21 protein-coding genes are annotated in these 24208 nt (G+C 72.3%); 14 read left to right on the top strand and 7 right to left on the bottom strand.

Annotation, left to right across the window (positions count from 1 at the left end; translation table 11 throughout):
- Positions 1–144: 144 nt before the first annotated feature.
- Positions 145–1449 (bottom strand): alpha/beta fold hydrolase, encoded by a 1305-nt coding sequence (locus ACFV9Q_RS07830; RefSeq protein WP_377233923.1) that lies wholly within the window; start codon positions 1447–1449, stop codon positions 145–147.
- 92 nt (positions 1450–1541) lie between these two features.
- Between ACFV9Q_RS07830 and ACFV9Q_RS07825 the strand changes: the two genes are divergently transcribed.
- Together ACFV9Q_RS07825 and ACFV9Q_RS07820 are read left to right on the top strand one after the other, a co-directional pair.
- Positions 1542–2249: a hypothetical protein gene (locus tag ACFV9Q_RS07825; RefSeq protein WP_377233922.1), complete on the top strand. Its 708-nt coding sequence runs from the start codon at positions 1542–1544 to the stop codon at positions 2247–2249.
- Complete coding sequence (locus ACFV9Q_RS07820; RefSeq protein WP_377233921.1) at positions 2233–2826, top strand: TetR/AcrR family transcriptional regulator; 594 nt, start codon at positions 2233–2235, stop codon at positions 2824–2826. The genes ACFV9Q_RS07825 and ACFV9Q_RS07820 overlap by 17 nt, the downstream gene beginning before the upstream one ends.
- A 73-nt stretch (positions 2827–2899) precedes the next feature.
- Here the strand turns inward: ACFV9Q_RS07820 and glpK are convergent, their stop codons facing one another.
- From glpK to ACFV9Q_RS07805, 3 genes are all read right to left on the bottom strand, one after another.
- Complete coding sequence (gene glpK / locus ACFV9Q_RS07815) at positions 2900–4414, bottom strand: glycerol kinase GlpK (protein ID WP_377233920.1); 1515 nt, start codon at positions 4412–4414, stop codon at positions 2900–2902.
- 46 nt (positions 4415–4460) lie between these two features.
- Positions 4461–5189, bottom strand: coding sequence for an MIP/aquaporin family protein (locus ACFV9Q_RS07810; RefSeq protein WP_377233919.1), 729 nt, complete (start codon positions 5187–5189; stop codon positions 4461–4463).
- Positions 5190–5295: 106 nt separating this feature from the next.
- Complete coding sequence (locus tag ACFV9Q_RS07805) at positions 5296–7041, bottom strand: FAD-dependent oxidoreductase (protein WP_377227700.1); 1746 nt, start codon at positions 7039–7041, stop codon at positions 5296–5298.
- A gap of 184 nt (positions 7042–7225) precedes the next feature.
- On the opposite strand from ACFV9Q_RS07805, the gene ACFV9Q_RS07800 reads away from it, so the two are divergent.
- A complete protein-coding gene (locus tag ACFV9Q_RS07800; protein WP_377227701.1) occupies positions 7226–7753 on the top strand; it encodes an amino-acid N-acetyltransferase in 528 nt (175 codons plus the stop codon).
- A gap of 7 nt (positions 7754–7760) precedes the next feature.
- On the opposite strand, the gene ACFV9Q_RS07795 is transcribed toward ACFV9Q_RS07800, so the two are convergent.
- Complete coding sequence (locus ACFV9Q_RS07795) at positions 7761–8657, bottom strand: A/G-specific adenine glycosylase (RefSeq protein ID WP_377233918.1); 897 nt, start codon at positions 8655–8657, stop codon at positions 7761–7763.
- Between the two features lie 289 nt (positions 8658–8946).
- Here ACFV9Q_RS07795 and ACFV9Q_RS07790 point away from each other — a divergent pair, with 289 nt between their 5' ends.
- Positions 8947–9813 carry a hypothetical protein gene (locus tag ACFV9Q_RS07790; protein WP_377233917.1) on the top strand — a complete coding sequence of 289 codons (867 nt, stop codon included), beginning with the start codon at positions 8947–8949 and terminating at the stop codon, positions 9811–9813.
- A gap of 261 nt (positions 9814–10074) precedes the next feature.
- On the opposite strand, the gene disA is transcribed toward ACFV9Q_RS07790, so the two are convergent.
- On the bottom strand, positions 10075–11157 hold the full coding sequence (gene disA / locus ACFV9Q_RS07785) for a DNA integrity scanning diadenylate cyclase DisA (protein WP_285100798.1): 1083 nt from the start codon (positions 11155–11157) through the stop codon (positions 10075–10077).
- Positions 11158–11210: 53 nt separating this feature from the next.
- On the bottom strand, positions 11211–12644 hold the full coding sequence (gene radA, locus ACFV9Q_RS07780; protein WP_377233916.1) for a DNA repair protein RadA: 1434 nt from the start codon (positions 12642–12644) through the stop codon (positions 11211–11213).
- Positions 12645–12746: 102 nt separating this feature from the next.
- Here radA and ACFV9Q_RS07775 point away from each other — a divergent pair, with 102 nt between their 5' ends.
- The 10 genes from ACFV9Q_RS07775 (at position 12747) to araA (ending at position 24116) form a co-directional block, all read left to right on the top strand.
- Positions 12747–13697 carry a phosphatase PAP2 family protein gene (locus ACFV9Q_RS07775; protein WP_377233915.1) on the top strand — a complete coding sequence of 317 codons (951 nt, stop codon included), beginning with the start codon at positions 12747–12749 and terminating at the stop codon, positions 13695–13697.
- A 154-nt stretch (positions 13698–13851) separates the two neighbouring features.
- Complete coding sequence (locus tag ACFV9Q_RS07770; protein ID WP_377233914.1) at positions 13852–14505, top strand: hypothetical protein; 654 nt, start codon at positions 13852–13854, stop codon at positions 14503–14505.
- Positions 14506–14581: 76 nt separating this feature from the next.
- On the top strand, positions 14582–15385 hold the full coding sequence (gene proC, locus ACFV9Q_RS07765; protein WP_377233913.1) for a pyrroline-5-carboxylate reductase: 804 nt from the start codon (positions 14582–14584) through the stop codon (positions 15383–15385).
- Between the two features lie 47 nt (positions 15386–15432).
- Positions 15433–16434, top strand: a complete 1002-nt coding sequence (locus tag ACFV9Q_RS07760; protein ID WP_377234168.1) for a LacI family DNA-binding transcriptional regulator — start codon at positions 15433–15435, stop codon at positions 16432–16434.
- A 262-nt stretch (positions 16435–16696) separates the two neighbouring features.
- Positions 16697–17590 carry a carbohydrate ABC transporter permease gene (locus ACFV9Q_RS07755; RefSeq protein ID WP_377233912.1) on the top strand — a complete coding sequence of 298 codons (894 nt, stop codon included), beginning with the start codon at positions 16697–16699 and terminating at the stop codon, positions 17588–17590.
- Complete coding sequence (locus tag ACFV9Q_RS07750) at positions 17590–18453, top strand: carbohydrate ABC transporter permease (RefSeq protein ID WP_377233911.1); 864 nt, start codon at positions 17590–17592, stop codon at positions 18451–18453. Before ACFV9Q_RS07755 ends, ACFV9Q_RS07750 begins: the two co-directional genes overlap by 1 nt.
- A gap of 62 nt (positions 18454–18515) precedes the next feature.
- A complete protein-coding gene (locus ACFV9Q_RS07745) occupies positions 18516–19865 on the top strand; it encodes an ABC transporter substrate-binding protein (RefSeq protein ID WP_377233910.1) in 1350 nt (449 codons plus the stop codon).
- A gap of 335 nt (positions 19866–20200) precedes the next feature.
- Entirely contained in the window at positions 20201–21865 is a 1665-nt protein-coding gene (locus ACFV9Q_RS07740; protein WP_377233909.1) for a xylulokinase, read from the top strand.
- Positions 21865–22605: an L-ribulose-5-phosphate 4-epimerase gene (locus tag ACFV9Q_RS07735; RefSeq protein ID WP_377227712.1), complete on the top strand. Its 741-nt coding sequence runs from the start codon at positions 21865–21867 to the stop codon at positions 22603–22605. The genes ACFV9Q_RS07740 and ACFV9Q_RS07735 overlap by 1 nt, the downstream gene beginning before the upstream one ends.
- Positions 22602–24116, top strand: a complete 1515-nt coding sequence (gene araA / locus ACFV9Q_RS07730; protein WP_377233908.1) for an L-arabinose isomerase — start codon at positions 22602–22604, stop codon at positions 24114–24116. Before ACFV9Q_RS07735 ends, araA begins: the two co-directional genes overlap by 4 nt.
- Positions 24117–24208 lie beyond the last annotated feature (92 nt).

Here is a 24208-nt window from a genome sequence, read left to right as displayed (position 1 = left end):
TTGTCCCCCGACAGGACGGAGGACTGGCTTAGACCCCCCCGCGCATCCCCTTTTTGATCCCCGCCTTTCTCTTCTGGAACCGACCGAAAAAAAAAAAAACCCGGGCCTCAAAGGGGAGGAGGCAGCGCCAGACGGCGCTACGGCCTACTCCGGCGACGTCAGCGGGCCGCCCCGGGCGTCCAGGCGGTCCAGCAGCTTCGGCAGGACGTCGCCGAGCCGCAGCCCGTCGTGCTCGAACTCGTTGGTGACCCACGGCTCGACGTTGCCCACGTGTGCCGCGGTCTCCAGCGACAGGGACGAGTCCACGAACATGTCGTCGAAGTACACGGCGGCCTCGACCGGGATGTCGTTGTCCGCGAGCCGGTGCAGGTCGTACAGGTCGCCCCAGTCCTGCCGCTGGGCGAGGGCGTCGGCCGCGGCCTCGAACGGCCGCAGGGCGCTGATCTCGGAGAACATCCAGGGGTAGATCATCTCGCCGGTCAGCAGCAGCGGCCGGGCGTCCTCGCCGAACGCCGGGTCGGCGTCGCGCACGGACTGGGCCGCCCACGCGGTGGGGCCCGTGTGGGACTGGGCGTAGATCGACTCGTGGAGCAGGGCGTACAGCGGGTTGGTCGCGAACGACGTCTCGGCCGCGACCGTGGCGCGGAACGTGTCGCTGAGCGGGCCGCCGTGCGGGGAGTCGAACGCCTCGTCGATGATCCAGTGCACGCGCTCGAACCCGGGCTGCATGCCGAAGTCCATGCCGAGCGTCTGGAACCGCCGCACGGTGAGCGGGTCGCCGCCGGGCTCGGTCACGCCGCCGGCCGCGAGGCGGTCGGCGATCCGGCCGAGGGCCTTGGTGACGTGCGGGTAGCGCGCGCGGAACCGCTCGTTCTTGGCCACCACGCGCGGCTGGGTGCGCTCGTAGACCTCCCGGGCCGACGCCGTCAGGCCCGGCAGGCCGCCGGTCACGAGGCTCGCGTTGAGGCCCTCGGGCGCGAACGACAGGTACGTCATGGTGATGAAGCCGCCGTACGACTGGCCCAGCGAGGTCCAGCGCCGTCCGTCGAAGAGCGTCTTCCGGACGTGCTCGGCGTCGCGCACGATGTTGTCGGCGCGGAAGTGCGTCAGGTACTCCGCCTGCTGCGCGGGCGTGCCGAGGGCGTTCAGGGCCTCCGCCCGGACGGCGCTGGACCGCCCGGTGCCGCGCTGGTCGAGGAGCACCACACGGAACCGCTTGAGCGCCGTGCCCACCCAGCCGTCCGGGCCGGTGGGGCGGGGACCCTTGCCGCCGGGGCCGCCCTGGAGGAACACGAGGAGCGGCAGGTCCTCGGTGCGGCGGGTGGGGTCGACGAGCTCGCGCGCGAACACGGAGATCGTGGGGGACCCGTCGGGCTGGGACCAGTCGAGCGGGACGTCGACCGAGTGGTCGGTGACATGGACGCCGGGAAGCGTGTAGCTGATGGGCACGGGCCGAGCCTACGACCGCACGCTCCACCGTCGCAGCGCCGCGTCCGCGATATTCGTTGCATTAGTGGAGTGGCTGCTCTAATAATTGGTTCATGACGACCACCGAGGTACGCCAGCCGCCCGCGCTCCCCGCCGTGCTCGGCCTGGCCGTGCTCGTGCTCGGCCTCCTGCTCGGCTGGTTCGCCGCGCCGCTGGCGGGCGGGATCGCCGGCCTGATCGACGCGACGCCGCTGCCGGTGCCGCGGCTGCTCACGCTGATCGAGTCGCTGCCCCTGCCCTGGACGCTCGGCATCCTGGGCGGGCTCGGCCTGCTGGGTGGCGGCTTCATCGCCTTCATGACGGTCGGGGAGGCGCCGGTGCTCACCGTCGCCGACGACCACGTCGAGCACCGGCAGGAGGAGCGCGAGGTGTGGGTCGAGCGGTCCGACGTCGGCGCGGCGTTCCGGGACAAGGAGGACCTGGTGCTCCTGCGGCCCGACGGCGGCCTGCGCGTCCGCCTCGACACCGACACCCTCTCGGTCGAGAAGGTGCGCCAGGCGCTGACCCGGCACGGCTGGCCCTGGCACGACGCCGACCCGCACGAGCAGCAGTTCGAGCGCTGGGTGGACGGCCGGCCGGGCTTCACGCCCGCCGAGCACGAGGTGCTCCGCCGTCGGCTGGAGGAGCGCAAGGACGCCGCCGCCCGCCGCCAGGCGGACGAGGACCTGGCCGCGCTCGGCCTGGTGGCGCGCGTCCGGGACGACCGGATCCAGGTGCGCCGCACGGCCGCGACCGAGGACGCGCGTGGCACGGACCGTTGACCCCGAACGGCACGAGGCACGCAGGCTGGTCATCATCGACGCCGCGCTCACGGTCTTCGCGGAGCGCGGCTACGACGGCACCACCACTGCGGCGATCTGCCGGCAGGCGGGCATCGGGTCGGGCACGTTCTTCCACTACTTCCCGACCAAGCTGGACGTCCTGCTCGCGATCCTGACGCTCGGCACCCAGGAGGCGCGCGACGCCGAGGAGCGGTACGCGGGCCGGACGGACGCCCTGGGCGTCGTCCTCGACATCGTCCGGCAGGGCGCCGACGACGCCGCGGAACCCCGGATGCCCGGGTTCGTGCGCGCGGTGGGCGGCGTCATGCACCTGCCGGACGTCGCGGCCCGGCTCGACGAGGACACGCGGGCCCAGCACGACCTGATCCGGCCCTGGGTCGAGCGGGCCCAGCGGGCCGGCGAGATCCGGACCGACCTGACCCCGGACCGGATCACTTCGTGGCTGTACCTGCTCACGGACGGGTTCCTCGGACGCGTCGCGGTCGACGAGGGGTTCACGGCGCAGGGCGAGAAGGCGACGCTCGTGGAGACGGCGCGCCGGTTCCTGGCTCCCTGACGCCGTCGCCCCAAAACGTGTCAGACGCCCAGGTCACCGGAGTGACCTGGGCGTCTGACACGTGGTGGTGCGGTCAGCCGATGTCGGCGTCGACCCAGTCGAAGGTCTTCGTCACGGCCTTCTTCCAGCTCCGGTACAGCCGGTCGCGCTCCTTGTCGTCCATGTCCGGCGACCAGCGCCGGTCCTCGGCCCAGTTCGCGGTGACGTCCGACTCGCCCTTCCAGAAGCCGACGGCGATACCCGCCGCGTACGCGGCGCCGAGCGCGGTGGTCTCCGCGACGACGGGGCGCACGACGTCGACGCCGAGCTGGTCGGCCTGGAACTGCATGAGCAGCTCGTTGGCGACCATGCCGCCGTCGACCTTGAGCTCGGTGAGCTCCACGCCGGAGTCCGCCTTCATGGCGTCCATGACCTCGCGGGTCTGGTAGGCCGTGGCCTCCAGGGCGGCCCGCGCGATGTGGTTCCGGTTGACGTACCGGGTCAGGCCCACCAGCGCACCACGCGCGTCGGGCCGCCAGTACGGGGCGAACAGGCCGGAGAAGGCGGGCACGAAGTACGCGCCGCCGTTGTCCTCGACCTTGCGGGCGTACCACTCGACGTCCGGTGCGTCGGTGAACAGGCCCAGGTTGTCGCGGAGCCACTGGACCAGCGAGCCCGTAACGGCGATGGAGCCCTCCAGCGCGTAGATCGGCGCGCTGTCGCCGATCTTGTAGCAGACCGTGGTGAGCAGGCCGTTCTCGGACGGCACCTTCTCCGTGCCCGTGTTGAGCAGCATGAAGTTACCTGTGCCGTAGGTGTTCTTCGCGGTGCCGACCTCGAAGCACGCCTGGCCGAACGTCGCCGCCTGCTGGTCGCCGAGGATGCCCGCGATGGGCACGCCGGGCACCATGCCGCGGGGGCGTCCGGTGCCGTACACCTCGGAGGAGGAGCGGATCTCGGGGAGCATGGAGAGCGGGATGGTCATGTCCGCCGCGATGTCCTCGCGCCAGGACAGGGTGTCCAGGTCCATGAGCATGGTGCGGGACGCGTTCGTGACGTCGGTGACGTGCACGCCGCCGTCGACCCCGCCCGTCATGTTCCACAGGACCCACGCGTCCGTGTTGCCGAACAGCAGGTCACCGCGGTCGGCCGCCTCGCGGGCGCCCTCCACGTTGTCCAGGATCCACTTCACCTTGGGGCCGGAGAAGTAGGTGGCGAGCGGCAGTCCGACGATCGCCTTGTACTTGTCCGCGCCCTCCGAGCCGGCGAGCTCGTCGACGATCGCCTGCGTGCGCGTGTCCTGCCAGACGATCGCGTTGTAGACGGGCTTGCCCGTCGTCTTGTCCCACACCACGGTGGTCTCGCGCTGGTTGGTGATGCCCACCGCGGCGAGGTCGGTGTGGTTGATGTTCGCCTTGGTCAGCGCGAGGCCCACGACCTGGCGGGTGTTGTCCCAGATCTGGTCCGGCTTGTGCTCCACCCAGCCGGCCTTGGGGAAGATCTGGTCGTGCTCGATCTGGCCGCTGGACACGATGGTCCCGGCGTGGTTGAACACGATCGCCCGGGTGCTCGTGGTGCCCTGGTCGATCGCGAGTACGTAGTCAGCCATCGGAGTTGACTCCCTTGTCTGTGTCGAGGTCTGCCTGAGGTTCGGCTCAGAGGGACGCGGCGAGCAGGCCGCCCAGCGCGCCGCCGACCAGCGGTCCGAGCACCGGGACCCACGAGTAGGCCCAGTCGCTCGACCCCTTGCCCGGGATGGGGAGGACGAAGTGGGCGATCCGCGGGCCGAAGTCACGTGCCGGGTTGATCGCGTACCCCGTCGGACCACCGAGGCTCGCACCGATGCCGGTCACGAGGAGGGCGGCGGCCAGCGGTCCCATGTCCCCGGGCCAGTTGGCGAACGACAGGATGACGAAGACCAGCATGAACGTGCCGATGACCTCGGTGACGAAGTTCCACGTGTACGAGCGGATCGCCGGGCCCGTGGAGAACACGCCCAGCTTCACGGCCGGGTCGGCGTCCTGGTCGAAGTGCTGCTTGTACGCCAGGTACGCGAGGATCGCGCCCACGAAGGCGCCGCAGAGCTGCGCCACCCAGTAGATGAGCATGTTGCCGAAGTCGGCGGCGACCCCCGGGGCGAACTCCTCGGCCCCGCTGGCCAGGATGCCGAGGGTGACTGCCGGGTTGATGTGCGCGCCGGACTTCAGCGACACGAAGACACCCGCGAACACCGCGAGGCCCCACCCGAAGTTGATCATCAGCCAGCCGCCGTTGAAGCCCTTGTTCTTGGGCAGGATGGCGTTCGCCACCACACCGGCACCGCCGAGGAGCAGGATCATCGTGCCCAGGAACTCCGGCACGATGATGTCCGTGAATGCGTTCATCGCTGACTCGCTTTCTGCCGACAGCTCTGTCGGCGTACGGAGGTAGTCCCGGCGGTCCCTCAGGGGCGACCCGTCGGCTGTGAGTAGTAGTTGGCCTCGTCTTTCCTTAGTTTCGGAGCGGCTGCATGGCCGCCACGTCCGGTGTGGTCAGGCGCGCCCGCTCGGCGCCCTCGTCGTCGGCCTCTTCCGCGGCCTGGCGTTCCGCGTCGATGCGCGCCCGCCAGGCGCTGACCTCACGCTCGGTGTCCGACGCGTCCCAGCCGAGCAGCGGGCCGACGACGGCGGCGATCTCGTCTGCGGCCGCCGTGCCGCTGTCCGCCACCTCGTAGACCAGCCGCGTACGGTGACCGAGCACGTCCTCCAGGTGGAGGGCGCCCTCGTGGCTCACCGCGTAGTGCACCTCGGCGCGCAGGTAGGCGGAGGCGTGCTCGAGCGGCTTGGCCAGCGACGGGTCGGCGTCGCACAGCTCCACGATCTCGGCGAGGTTGGCGCCGTACCGGTGGAGCAGGTGGTCCAGCATCGGGGGCGACCAGCCGAACCGCTTGCCCCAGGTGCGCGCCTGGCGCTGGACGGCGCGCAGCCCGACGGCGCCCGTGAGCGGGATCTGGTGCGTGATCGACGGCAGCGCGGCGGCGCGCTGCCCGATCGCGAAGTCCACGGCGTCCTTGGCCATGATCCGGTACGTCGTGAGCTTGCCGCCCGCGACGACGGTGAGGCCCGGCGTCGGCGACGCGACGGTGTGCTCGCGGCTGACCTTCGAGCTGCTCGTGCCGGCCTTGGTGCCCGGCTGCAGCAGCGGGCGCAGGCCCGCGTAGGTGCCGATGACGTCTTCCCTGGTCAGGGGGTGTGCGAGCACCGCGTTCGCGTGGTCCAGCACGTAGTCGATGTCGGTGCTCGTGGCCACGGGGTGGGTCGGGTCGAGGCTCCAGTGGGTGTCCGTGGTGCCGATGATCCAGTACCGGGACCACGGGATGACGAACAGCACGGACTTCTCCGTCTGCAGGATCAGCCCGACGTGCCCCCGGATGCGCTCGCGCGGGACGATCAGGTGCACGCCCTTGCTGGCGAGCACGCGCAGCCCGCCCTCCGAGCCGGCCAGGGCCTCGGTGTCCTCGGTCCACACGCCGGTCGCGTTGATCACGGACCGTGCCCGGACGGTGATCTCCTTGCCCGTCTCCAGGTCCACGACCACCGCGCCGTTCACGGCGCCGGTCGCGCCCTGCGTCAGGCTGACCAGCTGGGTCCGGCTGGCGGCGTGCGCCCCGTAGCTCGCTGCCGTGCGGATCAGGGTCGCGACCAGGCGGGCGTCGTCGACCGACGCGTCCCAGTACTGGACGGCCCCGACGGCGGCGTCGTGGGCCAGGTCCGGGAACTTGGCCTCCATCTGGTGGCGGCTCAGGTGCCGGTGGAACGGCATCGGCCGGCGGCCGGGGGTCAGCGTCGCGAGGACGTCGTACAGTGCGATGCCGGCGCCCACGTAGGCGCGCTCCCAGACCCGGTGCTCCAGGGGATACAGGAACGGGACCGGCCGCACCAGGTGCGGTGCGAGGTCCCGTAGCAGGAGGTCGCGCTCCGTGAGCGCCTCGTGCACCAGCGCGAAGTCGAGCATCTGGAGATAGCGGAGGCCGCCGTGCACCAGCTTGCTGCTGCGGCTGGACGTGCCCTGCGCCCAGTCCTGTGCCTCGACGACCGCGGTCGACAGCCCCCGCGTGACCGCGTCGAGGGCTATGCCGGCGCCGGTGACGCCGCCCCCGATCACCAGCACGTCGAGCTCTGCGGCGGGGCTGACGCTGGCTTCGAGCGCAGCCAGTGCTTGGGTCCTCGCTTCTGCGGTCAGGCGTGTAGAGGCCATGCGCCAAACTCACCACGCATTCCGTGACTTGGCAAGACCTTTGCCCTTGTGGCGAGGGTGTGTTGGGATGTTCTCTCGCTCACTTTCCGGTTTGCCATTCGTTTCACCAGGTAAGGGGCGTGCGGTGCCGTCCAGATGTCACCCGCACGTCACCCGCTGCGTCCGCCCGCCGTAGTGTGTCGCCGTGACGACACCCGAGGCGCCGGCAGTGCCCGTGATCCGACCCGCCCTTCCCGCCGACGTGCGCACCATCCGCGACCTCGTCCAGCCGCTGAGCCAGGAGCGCATCCTCCGGCCGTACGAGATGGTCGGGTACTTCGAGGCGGTCCAGGAGTTCCTGGTGGCGGCCGACCCCGCCACGCCGGGCTCCGCCGTCGGCTGCGGGGCGCTGCACGTGATGTGGGACGACCTCGCCGAGGTGCGCACGCTGGCCGTGCACCGCGACTGGCGCGGCCGCAAGGTGGGGCACGCGCTGCTCGAGGCGCTGGTCGAGCGGGCCCGCGCGCTGGGCCTGAGCCGGGTCTTCTGCCTCACGTTCGAGGTCGACTTCTTCGCCGCGCACGGGTTCCGGGAGATCGACGGCACACCCGTGACGCCCGAGGTGTACACCGAGCTGCTGCGCTCGTACGACGAGGGCGTGGCCGAGTTCCTCGACCTGGCGCGCGTGAAGCCCAACACGCTGGGCAACTCGCGGATGCTGCTGGAGCTCTGACCCCGCGCTACCGGGGCAGGTGCAGGCGGCCGGCGTCGTCCTGCTCGGCCAGGCCGTCCTCGACGAGGCCGGCGATCGCGCGGTCGAGCTGGGCCGGGTCGTGCCACAGGCCCGCGAGCAGGGCTCGGTCCACGGGTTCCGACGCGTGCCGGAGCTCCGCCATCACCCGGCCGCGCGCCTGCCGGTCGGTGCCCGCCCAGGCCTGGGTGCGGCGCTTGTCGGCGTGCGCGTCCGGGGGCGAGCCGGCACGGCGCCACGCGCACAGCCCGGCGACGGGGCACGCACCGCACTTCGGCGCCTTCGCGGTGCAGACCAGCGCGCCCAGCTCCATCGAGGCGGCGGCCCACCGCGCGGCGTCGGCGTCGCCCTCGGGGGCGAGCGACGTCGCCAGCGCCCGTTCGGCGGCCGTGTACGACGGCGCGGGAAGCGCCGACCCGCCGACCGCCCGCGCCAGCACCCGCCGCACGTTCGTGTCGACCACCACGGACCGCTTGCCGTAGGCGAACGCCAGCACCGCGGCGGCCGTGTACTCGCCGACGCCGGGCAGGGCGAGCAGCTCGGGCTCGGTGCGCGGCACCACGCCGTCGTGCCGCTCGACGATCGTCCGGGCGCACTCCTGCAGGCGCAGCGCGCGGCGGGGGTAGCCGAGGCGGCCCCAGGCGCGCAGCACGTCGGCGGTCGGAGCCTGCGCCAGGTCCGCGGGCGTGGGCCACTGCTCCAGCCACGCGTGCCACGCGGGCTCGACGCGCACCACGGGGGTCTGCTGCAGCATGACCTCGCTCACCAGCACGCCCCACGCGGTGCGGTCCGGCGCCCGCCAGGGCAGGTCGCGCGCGGCGCCGTCGAACCACTGCACGACGCTGGAGCGCACCCCGGTACGTCGCGTCGCCTCCGCTGTTGTCACGGGGACTCATCCTGCCGCACGGGCGGTGGTCCGGCCGACCCGGTGGGTGGTGGTGTGCGGGCGGGCGGGCGATGGGCCGCGGGCGTGGGCGGCGGGCGGCGGGCCTGGCGCGGCCGGGCGGGCGATGGGCCGCGGGCGTGGCGCGGGCGGCGCGGTCCAGCTCGGCCCGGCGCGGCCCGGCCGGGCAGTGAAGTCGGACATGTGACCGACTCGGCGGCGCGGCTGCCGCCCGGGCCCCGCGCGGAGTCGTACTTTGGTGCCGCGGCCGGCGGAGCACGTCAGGCCGTAGGTGTCGCAACAGCTTCTGGGGGTCGAGCAGGTGGTCAGTGCGCCGGAACGGGCCGAGTGGTCCCTGGGTCGGGTCGCGGTGGAGCAGCGCCCGTCCGGCAGACGCCCCCGCCGGCCGGGGCGGCTGATCGCGGTGCTGGCCGTGGTGGCGCTGGGCGGGATCGGGGTCGCGGTGACGTGGCCGCACCCGGACCCGCCGATCCTGGCGGAGAAGCTGAGCCCGCCCGAGCCCGTGGACCCGAACGCCGCGGCCGCGCCGTGCACGCCCGATGACCTCGACGTGGGGCTCGCGGCCGACCGCACGGCGGTGACGCCCGGGGTGCCCGTCAGGTTCACCGTGTCGGTGCGGAACACCGGTCAGGTGCAGTGCCTGGTCGAGGCGCCCCGGCACGGTCTCGCCGTGACCGTGTACGAGGGCGAGCTGGGCGAGCAGACGGCGGAGCGGGCCTGGTCGTCGGCGGACTGCGCCGACCAGGACGAGGAGCGGCTGCTGCTCCTCGGGCCGGGCGACGTCGACGTGACGAACGTGAGCTGGTCCGACGCGCGCTCGGCGCCGGGCTGCGCGGCCGACCAGCCCAAGCCGACGGCCGGGGAGTACACGGCGCAGGTCACGCTCGCCGGTGTCGAGGGGGCGGCCAGCGACGTCGTGCGGCTGACGTACACGGTGCCGCAGCCGTCCGGTTCGCCCTCGCCGTCCGGGTCGTCGTCGGGCGAACCGTCCGGGGGCGCGTCGCCGAGCGGTTCCGGGAAGCCGGACACCGACGCGGGCGGGAAACAGGGAGCGGACACCGACGCGAGCGGGAAGCAGGGAGCGGACACCGACGCGGAGCCGGACACCGACGAGAAGGCCGAGCCGTCGAGCCCGTGATCTCCGGACCGTCCGGCTGACTCAGCTCCACGTCGATGCCGAGTCAGGTGGGTGGTCGGACCAACCGGCTGACTCGGGAGTCGGCCGGGGGTGAGTCAGGTGGGTGGACCGACCAACCGGCTGACTCGGGAGTCGGCCGGGGGCGAGTCAGGTGGGTGGTCGGACCAACCGGCTGACTCGGGAGTCGGCCGGGGGTGAGTCAGGTGGGTGGTCGGACCAACCGGCTGACTCGGCGCGCGGGGCGGGGCGGGAGGGAGTGGGTCAGACGTAGCGTTCGAGGATGCTCGACTCGGCGAGCCGAGACAGCCCCTCGCGGATCGTCCGGGCGCGCTGCTCGCCCACGCCGTCGACCGACATGAGGTCGTCCACGCTCGCGGCAAGGAGCTTCTGCAGGCTGCTGAAGTGCCCCACGAGCTGCTCGATGGTGACGCTGGGCAGGCGCGGCACCTTGGACAGGAGCCGGTAGCCGTGCGGCGCGACGGCGGCGTCGAGCGCGTCCCCGCCGCCCGGCAGGTCCAGGATCCGGCCGATCTGGCTCATATCGAGCAGCTCCTGCGACGTGAGCGCGGAGAGCTCCGCCTGCACGTCGGCGAGCGTGCGGTCCTTGCGGCTGAGCACGTAGTCGCGGATCACGAACTCGCGGTCGGAGCCGACGTCGCCGATCAGCTCGTCGAGCTGGAGCGCCAGCAGGCGGCCGTCCACACCGAGCTCGATCACGTAGCCGGCGATCTCGTCGGAGATGCGCCCCACCATCTCCAGGCGCTGCACCACGGAGCACACGTCGCGCACGGTGACCAGGTCCTCGATCTCCAGCGCCGACAGCGTGCCGGATACCTCGTCGAGGCGGGCGCGGTAGCGCTCCAGCGTCGCGAGCGCCTGGTTGGCGCGGCCGAGGATCGTGTCCGAGTCCTCCAGCACGTGCCGCTGGCCGCCCACATAGAGGGCGACGATCCGCATGGACTGGCTCACCGAGATGACAGGGAACCCGGTCTGCTTGGCCACGCGCTCGGCCGTGCGGTGCCGGGTGCCGGACTCGGTGGTCTCTATCGTCGGGTCGGGCAGCAGCTGCACGGCGGCCTTGCGGATGCGCGTGGCGTGCCGGTCGAGCACGACGGCGCCGTCCATCTTGGACAGCTCGCGCAGGCGGGTGGCCGAGAAGTCGACGTCGAGCGAGAAGCCGCCGGAGCAGATCTGCTCGACGACCGGGTCGAGACCGAGCACGATGAGCGCGCCGGTGCGGCCGCGCAGGATGCGTTCTAGTCCGTCGCGAAGTTCGGTCCCGGGCGCGACGGCGGCCAGGGTCTCACGGAGCAGCTCGTCAGTGTGCGAGGAGGTCGTGGCCACGAAGAAATCCTACGCTGTGCCCTCGGGGGCAAGCAGTTGGTTTCATGAACCGGTCATCTGTCGTCCATGGTGTTGTCACCTCGACGGCCTAGGCCCTGCGCCCACTCCACCGCGTCGCGGATGTGCGTCGCCTCGACGAGCTGGAGCCCCTCGGGTGCCTTGACCCCGGTCCCGTGCGGCACGACGGCGTGGGCGAACCCCAGGCGGGCGGCCTCGCCCAGGCGGCGGTCCAGCCCGGCGACGGGGCGCAGGTCCCCGGCCAGTCCCACCTCCCCGACCGCGACCGTGGCGCCGGGCAGCGGCTTCCCGGTCCGCGCGGACACCAGCGCGAGGGCGGCCGCGAGGTCGGACGCCGGCTCGCTGATCCGGACGCCGCCCACCGTCGAGGCGTAGACGTCCTGGTCGGCGAGCCGCAGCCCGCCGTGCCGCTGGAGCACGGCGAGGATCATCGCCAGCCGGCTGGAGTCCACGCCGCTGGTCGCACGGCGCGGGTTGTTCAGGGGGCTGGGCGCCACGAGCCCCTGCACCTCGACGGCGAGCGGACGGCGTCCCTCCAGCGTGACCGTGATGCAGGACCCGGCCACCCCCGTGCCGGCGTGTGACAGGAACAGCCCGGACGGGTCGGGCAGCCCCACGATCCCGTCCTCGGACAGGTCGAAGCAGCCCACCTCGTCCGTGGGGCCGTACCGGTTCTTCACCGCGCGGATCATGCGCAGGCGCGAGTGCCGGTCGCCCTCGAACTGGCAGACCACGTCGACCAGGTGCTCCAGCGTGCGGGGGCCGGCCACGGAGCCGTCCTTGGTCACATGCCCCACGAGGATGGTCGGGATCTGCCGCTCCTTGGCCACGGCGATCAGCGCCGCGGCGACCTCCCGCACCTGCGAGACACCGCCCGGAGCCCCGTCCACCTGCGCGGACGCGATGGTCTGCACCGAGTCGACGATCAGCATGTCCGGCTGGTTCGCCTCCAGGTGCCCCAGCACCGTCCCGAGGTCCGTCTCCGCGGCCAGCAGCAGGGTGCGCGAGAGTGCCCCGATCCGCTCGGCCCGCAGCCGCACCTGCCCGGCCGACTCCTCGCCCGTCACGTACAGCACCGTGCGGGGCGACTCGAACCCGTCGGGGCCCAGCGCGCCGTCGGCCACGTTGCTCGCGACAGCGAGCAGCAGGGTCGACTTGCCGACGCCCGGCTCGCCCGCGAGCAGGATCACGGCCCCGGGCACCAGGCCGCCGCCGAGGACCCGGTCGAACTCGCCGACGCCCGTCGGGTTGGCGCGCGCCGACTCCACGTCGATGTCGGCGATGGGCCGGGCGGGCGCGCGGGCGGGGGAGACGGCGGCGGTGCGCGGCCCGCTCGCCGCCGGTCCGTCCTCGGTCACGGTGCCCCACTCCTGGCACTCCCCGCAGCGGCCGACCCACTTGACGGTGGTCCAGCCGCACTCGGTGCACCGGTACGCGGGCCGGGCCTTCTTGGAGGTCGATGAGGTCACGAGGGGAACCGTACGTGCCACCACTGACACCGGCCGAAGATCACCCGTGCCGTACCCCCTCGGGCGGCCGCGTCGAGCGCTCTCGCCAGGTAGTTTGCGACCATGCCGGCCACCGACGGGCGCATGGTGCGCCCCGCCGGGTCGCGCACCGGCGCAGACCTTCCGCAGCCCGCCCCTTCGCGCGGCGCGCCTCCCTCGACGACCCGCCTGGCCGCGCTCACGGTCGCGTTCGCCGCGGCGCTCGGGACCCTGCTGGTCTGGTGGGCGATGGTCACCACGTGGCCCGGGCAGCGGGTCGAGGAGCGGGTCTTCGTCACGGCCGACCTCTTCCAGGACGTGGTCAACCGGCCGGTGGAGCCCGTGCTGCTGCTCGGCTCGCCGCCGTGGCTCGTGACCGGCTTCCTCGCCGTGTGCGGCGTCGGGCTGGCCCGGCGCAGGTGGGGCGCCACCGCCCTGGCCGCCGCCGTGATCCTCGGCTCGAACCTGACCACGCAGGTCATCAAGGACGGCGTGTTCTACCGGACCGGCCTCGTCGGGGAGTGGAACCGCGACATCAACACCCTGCCCAGCGGCCACGTCACCGTCGTCGCGGCGGCCTGGGCGGCGCTCCTGCTCGTCGCGCCCCGCCGCTGGCGGCCCGCGACGGCGCTCGCGGGCGCCATTCTGACCTGCGCCATGGGCCTCGCGACGATCGCGGACCGCTGGCACCGCCCGTCGGACGTCGTCGCCGCGGTCCTCGTCGTGGTGCTGTGGACGGCGCTGGCGGGGGTCGCGACGCCCGCCGGGTGGGCGGACCGGCCCGAGGACGACCCGCTCGGCAGTACCGCCCTGCCGACCCGGCTCGTCGCGGTCGTGCTCGGCGTCGCCGCGGTCCCGGCCGCCGTGCTGTCGGTCCTGGCTGCCGCCGCGACGGAGGGGCGCCTCGGCCCGGGCCTGCCCTGGGACGCGGGGCTCGTCGCGTACGCGGGCGGGCACCTCGCGGCGTGCGCGGTCGCGGCGGCCGCGTTCGCGGTGCTGCTCCCGCTGACCCAGGCGGCGGCGCGGCCCCGCTGAGCGCCCGGCCCCTGAGCCTGCGGTTCCGCCGAAGCCACCCGCCCCTCACCCTCTCCCGCCGGGCGTGCCTCCCTGCCGATGTCAGTGGCGCGACATAAGGTCTCGGATGAGCCATCGTGAGGTATCCGATGGACGTAGCACGGGGGAGCCAGACATGACCGACCAGCGCGTGAACTCACCGCGCACCGGTGCGACCGCATCGGTGGCCGCGAGGAAGGCGTCGCCTGCCGTGTACCGGCGCCGTCGCCTCGTCGTGTTCGTGGGCGTGCTCGTCATCGTGCTCGTGCTGGTCCTCCTGGCCGGCTTCGCGTGGCCCGGCTTCTGGCGCTCCGCGGCGACGCCGGAGCCGGTGCCCACGGTGACCGTCACGGCGCCGGTACCGACGCCCACGGTCAAGGCGATGGACCGCAGCGGCGAGGAGACCGCGTTCCAGAAGGCCCTGCCGTCGGCGGTGCTGCAGCTCGCGCTCGGCTCGCTCACCGAGGCCAAGGAGCCCAAGGGCGAGGGCGCGCTGGAGGCCTGGAACGCCGAGTACTCCGACGGCGACTCGGTCGAGGTCGCGGTCGTGGCCGGCCAGTGGGCCACGGAGGACGAGGCGGCCACCGGCGCCGCGGCCTGGACCGCGTCCGCAGGCGAGGCCGACCGGACGGGCGACGTCAAGGTCGGCAAGAAGGTCGTGGGGCAGTACGCGTTCGTGCCGGCCGACGGCGGCAAGACCGTCGTGGTGTGGCAGAACGGGACCGCGGTGCTGCAGGCGACCGGCCCGGCCGACGTCATGGAGGACTTCTACACGGCGTTCCCCCTGTGACGGGGTCTCGGCCGGACCCGTCCGCACCCGGACGGGTGCGGCACCTCGTTCCCGCGCGCCGGGGGACAATGGTGTGGTGAACCAGCGACTTGCAGTGCTCGGGGCCGGGAACATGGGCGAGGCGGTGCTCGCGGGTGCGTTGTCGGCGGGCTGGGCCGCGTCCGACGTCGTCGCCACCGTGCGTACCGAGGCCAAGGCGCAGCACCTGCGCGAGACCTATCAGGTGGCCACCACCAGCGACAACGTAGCCGCGGTCCAGGGCGCGGGCATCGTGCTCGTCGGCGTGAAGCCGAAGGACGTCGGCGCGCTGCTCGACGAGATCGCGTCCGCGATCGACCCGGCCGCCGTCGTCGTCACCGTCGCGGCCGGCCACCCCTCGGCGTTCTACGAGCGGCGGCTGCCGGCCGGCGTCGCCGTGGTGCGCACCGTGCCGAACACGCCCGCCGCGATCGGCGCGGGCATCACGGCGATCGCGCCGGGCGCCGCCGCCACGGAGGTCCACCTCGAGGCCGTCGAGCACCTGTTCGCCGGCACGGGCGCGGTGGTCCGCGCCGCGGAGAAGGACCTGGACGCCGTCTCGGCGATCTCCGGCTCCGGCCCCGCGTACATCTTCTACGTGGCCGACGCGCTCGCCGAGGCCGGCGTGCTGCTCGGCCTGACGCGCGACGTCGCGCGGCGCCTCGCGATCCAGACGCTGCTCGGCGCGTCCCGTCTCATGGACGAGACCGGGGAGCACCCCGTCATCCTCCGCGAGAAGGTCACCTCGCCCGGCGGCACCACGGCGGCCGCCCTGCGAGCCCTGGACGACGGCGGCGTGCGCGCCTCGTTCCTGACCGCCGCCACCGCGGCGCGTGACCGCGCCCGTGAGCTGGGTGGATGATTCCTCCCGTGACCATCTCTCGACCCGCGACGACGCGGCCGCCGGCCATGGCCGACGTCGCCGCGCTCGCCGGCGTGTCCCACCAGACCGTGTCGCGGGTGCTCAACGGCCACCGGAGCGTGCGCCCGGCGACGCGTGAGCGGGTGCTGGAGGCGATCGCCGAGCTCGGCTACCGCCGCAACAGCGCGGCGCGCGCCCTGGTCACGGCCCGGTCGGCCACGGTGGGCGTGGTGACCACCGGGTCGCCGCTGTTCGGCCCGTCGAGCACGCTGATCGCGGTCGAGGAGGCGGCGCGGGAGCAGGGCTGGTACGTCAGCGTCGCGACGCTGCGGCAGTACGACGGCGCCACCCTGCACAAGGCCCTCGAACACTTCATGGACCAGGCGGTCGAGGGCATCGTGGTCATCGCGCCGCACAGCGACGTGGCCGACGCCGTGGAGTCCTTCCAGGCGCCCGTGCCCGTGGTCCTCATCGCCGCCCGCGAGCTCCAGCCCGACGTCCCGGTGATCCCGCTGTCCGTGGACCAGCGGGCCGGGGCCCGGCTCGCCGTCGAGCACCTGATCGAGCTCGGCCACCGGCAGATCCTGCACGTCGCGGGCCCGCAGGACTGGCTGGACGCCGTCGAGCGCGAGGAGTCCTGGCGCGCCGTCCTCACCGAGCACCGCCTGCCCGTACCCGAGCCCGTCGTCGCGGGCTGGACCGCGGACCGCGGCTACATGGTGGGCCTCGACCTGGCCCAGCGCGTCCGCTCCGGCACCGGCCCCACGGCGGTCTTCGCCGCCAACGACCAGCTCGCGCTCGGCCTGCTGCGCGCCTTCTGGGAGTGCGGCGTCTCCGTGCCGGACGACGTGTCGGTGGTCGGCTTCGACGACGTCGACGGCTCCGGCCACTTCATCCCGCCGCTGACGACCGTCCGCCAGCCGTTCGTCGACCTCGGTCGGCGGAGCGTGGCCCTGCTCCTCGCGGCGGTCGACGGCGGCAGGCCTGCGGCCGAGCTGATCGCGCCCGAGCTGGTGGTCCGCAGGAGCGCGGCGGCCCCGCGTCTCTGACGGGCAGTCCCTCTCTGCCGGCCGGCCCTTCTGACCGGCGGCCCGCCCGACCTGCGGCCCGCCCTGACCGGCCCCGGACGCCCCGTATACCTTTCTCAGAACGTTGCCTCAGATGGCGTTGACACGTCCGCGAGGCAGTGGCAGAGTCACCGCGCACGAGGATGTTTACGTTCACATTCCCGTCGTCGGGCAACGTCGTCCGGCGCGTTCCAGGACATAGCCGTCCAGGTGATTCCGGACGCCGTCGTCCGGGGAAAGGGGTGTGGCCGTGCCCGGTCGCCGCCCACCGAGCCGCCGCGTCTCCGCGGCCGGCTGGAGTTTCGTGACGCCCTTCCTGGTGGTGTTCGCGCTGATGCTCATCACCCCGCTGGTCTACTCGATGTACCTGAGCCTGTTCCGCAACCAGCTCATGGGCGGTACGACCTTCGCGGGGTTCGCCAACTACGTGACCGCCTTCGGCGACCCGAAGCTCTGGGACGGAGTGGGGCGGGTCACCCTGTTCCTCGTGGTGCAGGTGCCGATCATGCTGGCGGTCGCCCTGATCGCCGCGCTCGCGATCGACAGCGGCCGCCTGCACGGCAAGAGGCTCTTCCGCGTGGCGCTGTTCCTGCCGTACGCCGTGCCCGGCGTCGTCGCGGTCCTGATGTGGGGCTTCATGTACGACGACCGGCTGGGTCTCACCGGGAGCGTCAACGACCTGGTGGGCTTCCCGCTCATCGACCCGTACACCAAGCAGTGGATCCTCACCGCGATCGGCAACATCGTGACCTGGCAGTTCGTGGGCTACAACATGCTGATCCTGTACGCGGCGCTCAGGACGGTGCCGCTCGAGATCTACGAGGCGGCGGCCATCGACGGCGCCAACCAGTTCCGCATCGTGCGGTCCATCAAGATCCCCGCCGTCCGCGGGGCCCTGGTGATCGCGACGATCTTCTCGATCATCGGCAGCTTCCAGCTCTTCACCGAGCCGACCGTCCTGAAACAGATCGAACCGGCGCTGATCTCGACCTACTACACACCGAACATCTACGCCTACAACCTGAGCTTCGTGGGCAACCAGGTGAGCTATGCCGCAACTGTCGCGATCGTGATGGGCGTGGTCACCGCGATCGTCGCGTACGTGGTGCAGCTCCGCGGGACCCGGAGGGAGATCTGATGGCCGGCTACTCGTACCACCGTCCCCGTAAGTCGATCACCCTGACCGTCCTGCTGGGCGCGCTGCTGATCTACTCGATCCTCCCGCTGACCTGGATGCTGTTCAGCGTCACCAAGACCCAGCCCGAGCTGCTCAGCTCGTTCGGCCTGTGGTTCTCGGGCGACTTCGCGTTCTTCGACAACGTGCAGGCGGTGCTCACGCGCGACGACGGCGTCTTCCTGAAGTGGTTCGGCAACACGCTGGTCTACGTGGTCGTGGGCGCCGGCGGCGCCACGGTCCTGGCGACCGCCGCCGGGTACGGCCTGGCCAAGTACCGGTTCCGCGGGCGCAACGCGGTGTTCGCCGTGATCCTCGGGGCGATCGCCGTGCCCGGCACCGCGCTCGCGGTGCCCACGTTCCTGCTGTTCAGCCAGTGGGGCCTGACCAACACCATGTGGGCGGTGATCCTGCCGTCGCTCGTCTCGCCGTTCGGGCTCTACCTCATGTGGGTGTTCTCGGCGGAGGCGGTGCCCACCGAGATCCTGGAGGCGGCCCGGGTCGACGGCTCGGGCGAGTGGCGCACCTTCTTCACGATCTCGCTGCGCCTGCTGGCGCCGGGCATCGTGACGGTGGCGCTGTTCGCGATCGTCGCCACGTGGAACAACTACTTCCTGCCGCTGATCATGCTCAACGACCCGGACCTGTACCCGCTGGTGCTGGGCCTGTACCAGTGGCTGGCGGATGCGTCGGGCATCGGCGCCCAGCCGGTGTTCAACTTGGTGATCACGGGATCGTTCCTGACGATCGTGCCGATCGTCGTCGTGTTCCTGGTGCTCCAGCGCTACTGGCAGTCCGGCCTGAGCGCGGGCAGCGTCAAGGCATAGGCGAGGTCGGCCCCGCCGACGTCGCAAGACCTGAACTACAACGATGTGGAAGAAGGAAGACCATGACCATCACCCGTAACCGCCGGGTCGCGCTCGGCGCCCTGGCCGCTCTGATGGCAGCCTCGCTCACCGCCTGCTCGGGTGGCGGGGACGACAACGGTGGCGGCGGCGCCTCCGAGGGTGCCAACGCCGACGAGATCGAGGCCGCGCTCCAGGAGGGCGGCAGCATGTCGTACTGGACCTGGACCCCGCAGGCCGAGACGCAGGTCGCGGCGTTCGAGAAGGCGTACCCGAACGTCGACGTGACCCTCGTGGACACGGTGGGCGCCGGCGACGCCAACACCAAGCTGCAGAACGCGATCGCCGCCGGGACCGGCGTGCCCGACGTCGTCCAGATCGAGTACCAGTCCATCCCGCAGTTCCAGCTCCCCGGCCAGCTCGTGGACCTCACCGCGTTCGGGTTCGCCGACCTGGAGGACCTGTACACGCCGTCCACGTGGGGCGCGGTCTCGCAGCAGGGCATCTGGGGCCTGCCGCAGGACTCCGGCCCCATGGCGTTCTTCTACAACCAGGACGTGTTCGACGATGCCGGGGTCGAGGTCCCCACGACCTGGGACGAGTACATCGACGCCGCCCGGAAGATCAAGCAGAACGACCCCGACACCTGCATCGGCAACGACACGGGCGACGCCGGCTTCACCACCAGCATGATCTGGCAGGCCGGCGGCAAGCCGTTCCACACCGAGAACGGCGCCGTGACCATCGACCTGGCCGACGAGGGCACCACCAAGTGGGCCGACATGTACCAGCCGCTCATCGACGACGAGCTGCTGTGCCAGCTCCCGGGCTGGAGCGACGAGTGGTACGCCGCCCTGAACGACGGCACCATCGGCTCGGTCGCGCTCGGCGCGTGGATGCCCGGCATCCTGGAGGACGGCGTCCCGGACGGCAAGGGCAAGTGGCGCGTCGCCCCGATGCCGACCTACGACGGCACGCCCACCAACGCCGAGAACGGCGGCAGCGCCGAGTCCATCCCGGGCGCGGCGGAGAACAAGCTGCTCGCGGCCGGCTTCCTCAAGTGGCTCAACTCGAGCGACGAGTCGATCGACGCCTTCATGGAGACGGGCGGCTTCCCCGCCACCGTGAAGCAGCTGGAGTCCCCGGAGTTCCTGGGCTACGAGTCCGAGTACTTCGGCGGGCAGAAGATCAACGAGGTGCTCGCCGCGGGCGCGGCCGACGTCAACGAGGGCTGGCAGTACCTGCCGTGGCAGTCGTACGCGAACAGCATCTTCGCGGACACCGTGGGCCAGGCCTACCTCGACAAGTCGTCGCTGCTGGACGGCCTCGCCGCCTGGCAGGAGGAGAACGTCTCGTACGGCACCGAGCAGGGCTTCGAGGTGAACGGGGGCTGACGCCGACGCACTCGTTGCTTGTCGTGCGGCTGAGTCTGCGGTTCCGCTCCGGGCAGGTGCCTCGTTCCTCGGCCCCTACCCTGCGCTGCACCTCCGGCTCAGCCGGCCGTACCGGGCGATGAGCGCCGCCCCGCACGTGTCAGACCCCCAGGTCCCTCGGGTGACCTGGGGGTCTGACATGTGCCGGGGGACCGGCTTGGGTACAGCGTTGTAGGGCAGGTATCGTGTGAGCGCTAACATCGCCGAGGCGGTGAGCGGGTTGCCCTCAGGGCGGCCGAACGACGGAGACACGAGCTACGCCTCGCGACGGTGCGGGCAGGACGGAGCGGTCCACGATGGTGGAGCGGCAGGACGAAGGAGCGGGGCAGCTCGCCGGCCACCGGGAGGCGATCGAGCAGGGGCGGACCGCCCTCGGCATCGAGCTCGGCTCCACCCGGATCAAGGCGTGCCTCGTCGGACCGGACAACGCGCCGCTCGCGAGCGGCAGCCACGACTGGGAGAACCAGCTCGTCGACGGCGTGTGGACCTACTCGCTGGAGGCGGTCCGGACCGGCCTGCAGGAGTCCGTCGCCGCGCTGCTGGCCGACGTCGAGCGGCAGTACGGCGTGCGGCCCACCACCGTGGGCGCCCTCGGCGTCTCGGCGATGATGCACGGCTACCTGGCGTTCGACGACGCCGGCGAGCTGCTGGTGCCGTTCCGCACCTGGCGCAACACCACCACCGAGCGCGCGGCCACGGAGCTGACCGGCCTGTTCGGGCACAACATCCCGCTGCGCTGGTCGGTCGCGCACCTGTACCAGGCGATCCTCGACGAGGAGGCGCACGTGCCGCAGGTGCGGCACGTCACCACGCTGGCCGGGTACGTGCACCGGCTGCTGACCGGGCAGCACGTGCTCGGCGTGGGCGACGCCTCGGGCATGTTCCCGATCGACGCGGCGACCAAGGGCTACGACCAGCGGATGCTGGCGCAGTTCGACGAGGCGGCCTCCGGCCACGGGTTCGGCCGGGGCCTTGCGGACCTGCTGCCCGGCGTCCTGCCCGCGGGCGCGGACGCCGGCGTCCTGACCGAGGAGGGCGCCGCCCTCCTCGACCCGAGCGGCACGCTCCGCCCGGGCATCCCGCTGTGCCCGCCCGAGGGCGATGCCGGCACCGGCATGGTGGCGACCAACTCGGTGGCGCCGCGCACCGGCAACGTGAGCGCCGGGACCAGCATCTTCGCGATGGTCGTCCTGGAGCAGCCGCTGGAGCGGGTGCACGACGAGCTGGACCTCGTCACCACCCCCGCCGGGGACCTCGTGGCGATGGTGCACTGCAACAACGGGGCGAGCGAGCTGGGCGTCTGGGCCGAGGTGTTCGGCCAGTTCGCGGCCGCCCTGGGGCAGCCGGCCGAGCCCGGCGCCGTCTTCGAGGCGTTCCTGCGGTCCGCCCTGGACGGCGACGCCGACGGCGGCGGCCTGCTCGCCTACAACTACCTGTCCGGCGAGCCCATCACGGGCCTGGAGGCCGGGCGCCCGCTGTTCACCCGCACGCCGGACAGCCGGCTCACGCTGGCCAACTTCGCCCGCACGCAGGTGTACAGCGCGTTCGGCACCCTGAGCCTCGGCATGCGCGTGCTCGCCCAGGAGCGGGTCGAGCTGGACGCGATGTTCGCGCACGGCGGCATGTTCAAGACCGCGGGCGTGGCCCAGCGCCTGCTGGCCGCCGCGCTCGGCGCGCCGGTGGCCGTGGGCCGCACGGCCGGCGAGGGCGGTGCCTGGGGCATCGCCGTGCTGGCCGCCTACCGGGCGTCCGCGGCCGGCGCGGCCGCCCCGGCGCAGGACCTGGGCACCTACCTGGGCACCGAGGTGTTCGCGGACGCCGCGCTCGACGTCGTCGAGCCGGACGCCGACGACGTGGCGGGCTACGCCGCCTTCCTGGAGCGCTACAGCGCGGGCCTGGCGGTCGAGCGCGCCGCCGTCGCCGCGCTCCGCACCCGAGACACGACGCAGGAGAGCGACTGATGAGCAAGACACTGACCGACTACTCGCCGGCCGTCCAGGAGGAGGTGGCGCGCGTCCGCGGCGTCGTCTCGGACCTGCACGCGGAGCTGCCGCGCTGGGACCTCGTGGTCTGGACCGCGGGCAACGTGTCGCAGCGGGTGCCGAACACCGAGGTGCCGGACGGCAGCGCCGACCTGTTCGTCATCAAGCCGTCGGGCGTCTCCTACGACGACCTCACGCCGGCCGACATGGTGGTGTGCGACCTGGACGGCAACCTCGTGGACGGGACCCGCGCGCCGTCGTCGGACACCGCGGCGCACGCCTACGTGTACACGCACATGCGCGAGGTGGGCGGCGTGGTGCACACGCACTCGACCTACGCGACGGCCTGGGCCGCGCGCGGCGAGGAGGTGCCCTGCGTGCTGACGATGATGGCCGACGAGTTCGGCGGGCCCGTGCCCGTGGGGCCGTTCGCGATCATCGGCGACGACTCGATCGGCCGCGGCATCGTCGAGACCCTCAGTGGTCACCGCAGCCCCGCCGTGCTCATGCGCAACCACGGCCCGTTCACCATCGGCAAGGACGCGCGCGCGGCCGTGAAGGCCGCCGTGATGGTCGAGGAGGTCGCCCGCACGGTGCACGTCTCCCGCCAGCTCGGCGAGCCCGTGCCGATCGAGCAGCAGCACATCGACGCCCTCTACGACCGCTACCAGAACGTCTACGGCCAGCAGGCCGCGACCACCACGGAAGGACAGGCATGAGCACCAAGCCCTACGCGGACCGTGAGGTCTGGTTCCTCACGGGGAGCCAGGACCTCTACGGCGAGGAGACCCTGGCCCAGGTCGCGGAGCAGTCCCAGGAGGTCGCCCGCGCCCTGGACGCGTCGTCCGACGTGCCGGTCAAGGTCGTGTGGAAGCCCGTCCTGAAGGACTCGGCCGCCATCCGCCGCGCCATGCTCGACGCCAACGGCGACGACCAGGTGCTGGGTGTCGTGACCTGGATGCACACCTTCAGCCCCGCGAAGATGTGGATCGCGGGGCTGGACGCGCTGCGCAAGCCGCTGCTGCACCTGCACACGCAGGCCAACGTCGAGCTCCCCTGGGACGAGATCGACATGGACTTCATGAACCTCAACCAGGCCGCGCACGGCGACCGGGAGTACGCGTACATCGCCACGCGGCTCGGCGTCGCGCGGACCACGGTGGTGGGGCACGTCTCCAACCCGGCCGTCACCCGCCGGGTGGGCACCTGGGTGCGCGGCGCGGCCGGCTGGGCCGCGACGCACGAGCTCAAGCTGGTCCGGTTCGGCGACAACATGCGCAACGTCGCGGTCACCGAGGGCGACAAGACCGAGGCCGAGCTGCGGTTCGGCGTCTCGGTGAACACCTGGGGCGTCAACGAGCTGGTCGCGGCGGTGGACGCCGTCGAGGAGTCCGCGATCGACGCCGTCGTCGCGGAGTACGAGGCCAAGTACGACGTCGCCCCCGAGCTGCGCGCCGGCGCCGAGCGGCACGAGTCGCTGCGCTACGCCGCGCGCCAGGAGATCGCCCTGGAGGGCTTCCTGGAGGCGGCCGGCGCCAAGGCGTTCACCACCAACTTCGAGGACCTCGGCGCCCTGCGCCAGCTCCCCGGCCTGGCGGTCCAGCGCCTGATGGAGAAGGGCTACGGCTTCGGCGCCGAGGGCGACTGGAAGACCGCCGTGCTCGTCCGCGCGGCCAAGGTGATGGGGGAGGGCCTCCCGGGCGGCGCGTCCCTCATGGAGGACTACACCTACGACCTCACCCCCGGCTCCGAGCTGATCCTCGGCGCGCACATGCTGGAGGTCTGCCCGTCGCTGACCACCACGACGCCGCGCATCGAGATCCACCCGCTCGGCATCGGCGGCAAGGAGGACCCTGTCCGCATGGTGTTCTCCGCGGACGCCGTCGAGGGCGCCGTCGTGGTGTCGCTCGCCGACATGCGCGACCGGTTCCGCCTCACGGCCAACGTGGTCGACGTCGTCACGCCGCCGCGCGACCTGCCGAACCTGCCCGTGGCCCGGGCCATGTGGGCGCCCCGGCCGTCGTTCGAGATCTCCGCCGAGTCGTGGCTGACGGCGGGCGGCGCGCACCACACCGTCATGTCGACCGCCGCGGGCATCGAGGCGTTCGAGGTGTTCGCGAACATCGCGCGCACCGAGCTGCTGGTCATCGACGAGGACACGACGCGCCGCGGCTTCGCGGACCAGGTGCGCCACAACGCGGCGTACTACCGCCTGGCCCAGTCCCTCTGACCAGGCGACGCCCTCGTTGAGTGCTGGCTATCTGTTGCTCCAGAGCCTTCTGAGCAACAAATAGCCAGCACTCAACGAAGTGGGTGGGTGGG

The sequence above is a fragment of the Promicromonospora sp. NPDC059942 genome (assembly GCF_042731755.1).
Classification (GTDB): Bacteria; Actinomycetota; Actinomycetes; order Actinomycetales; family Cellulomonadaceae; genus Promicromonospora.
The sequence above is the reverse complement of the archived record's forward strand: the minus strand, read 5'-3'. Positions and strand labels throughout refer to the sequence as shown.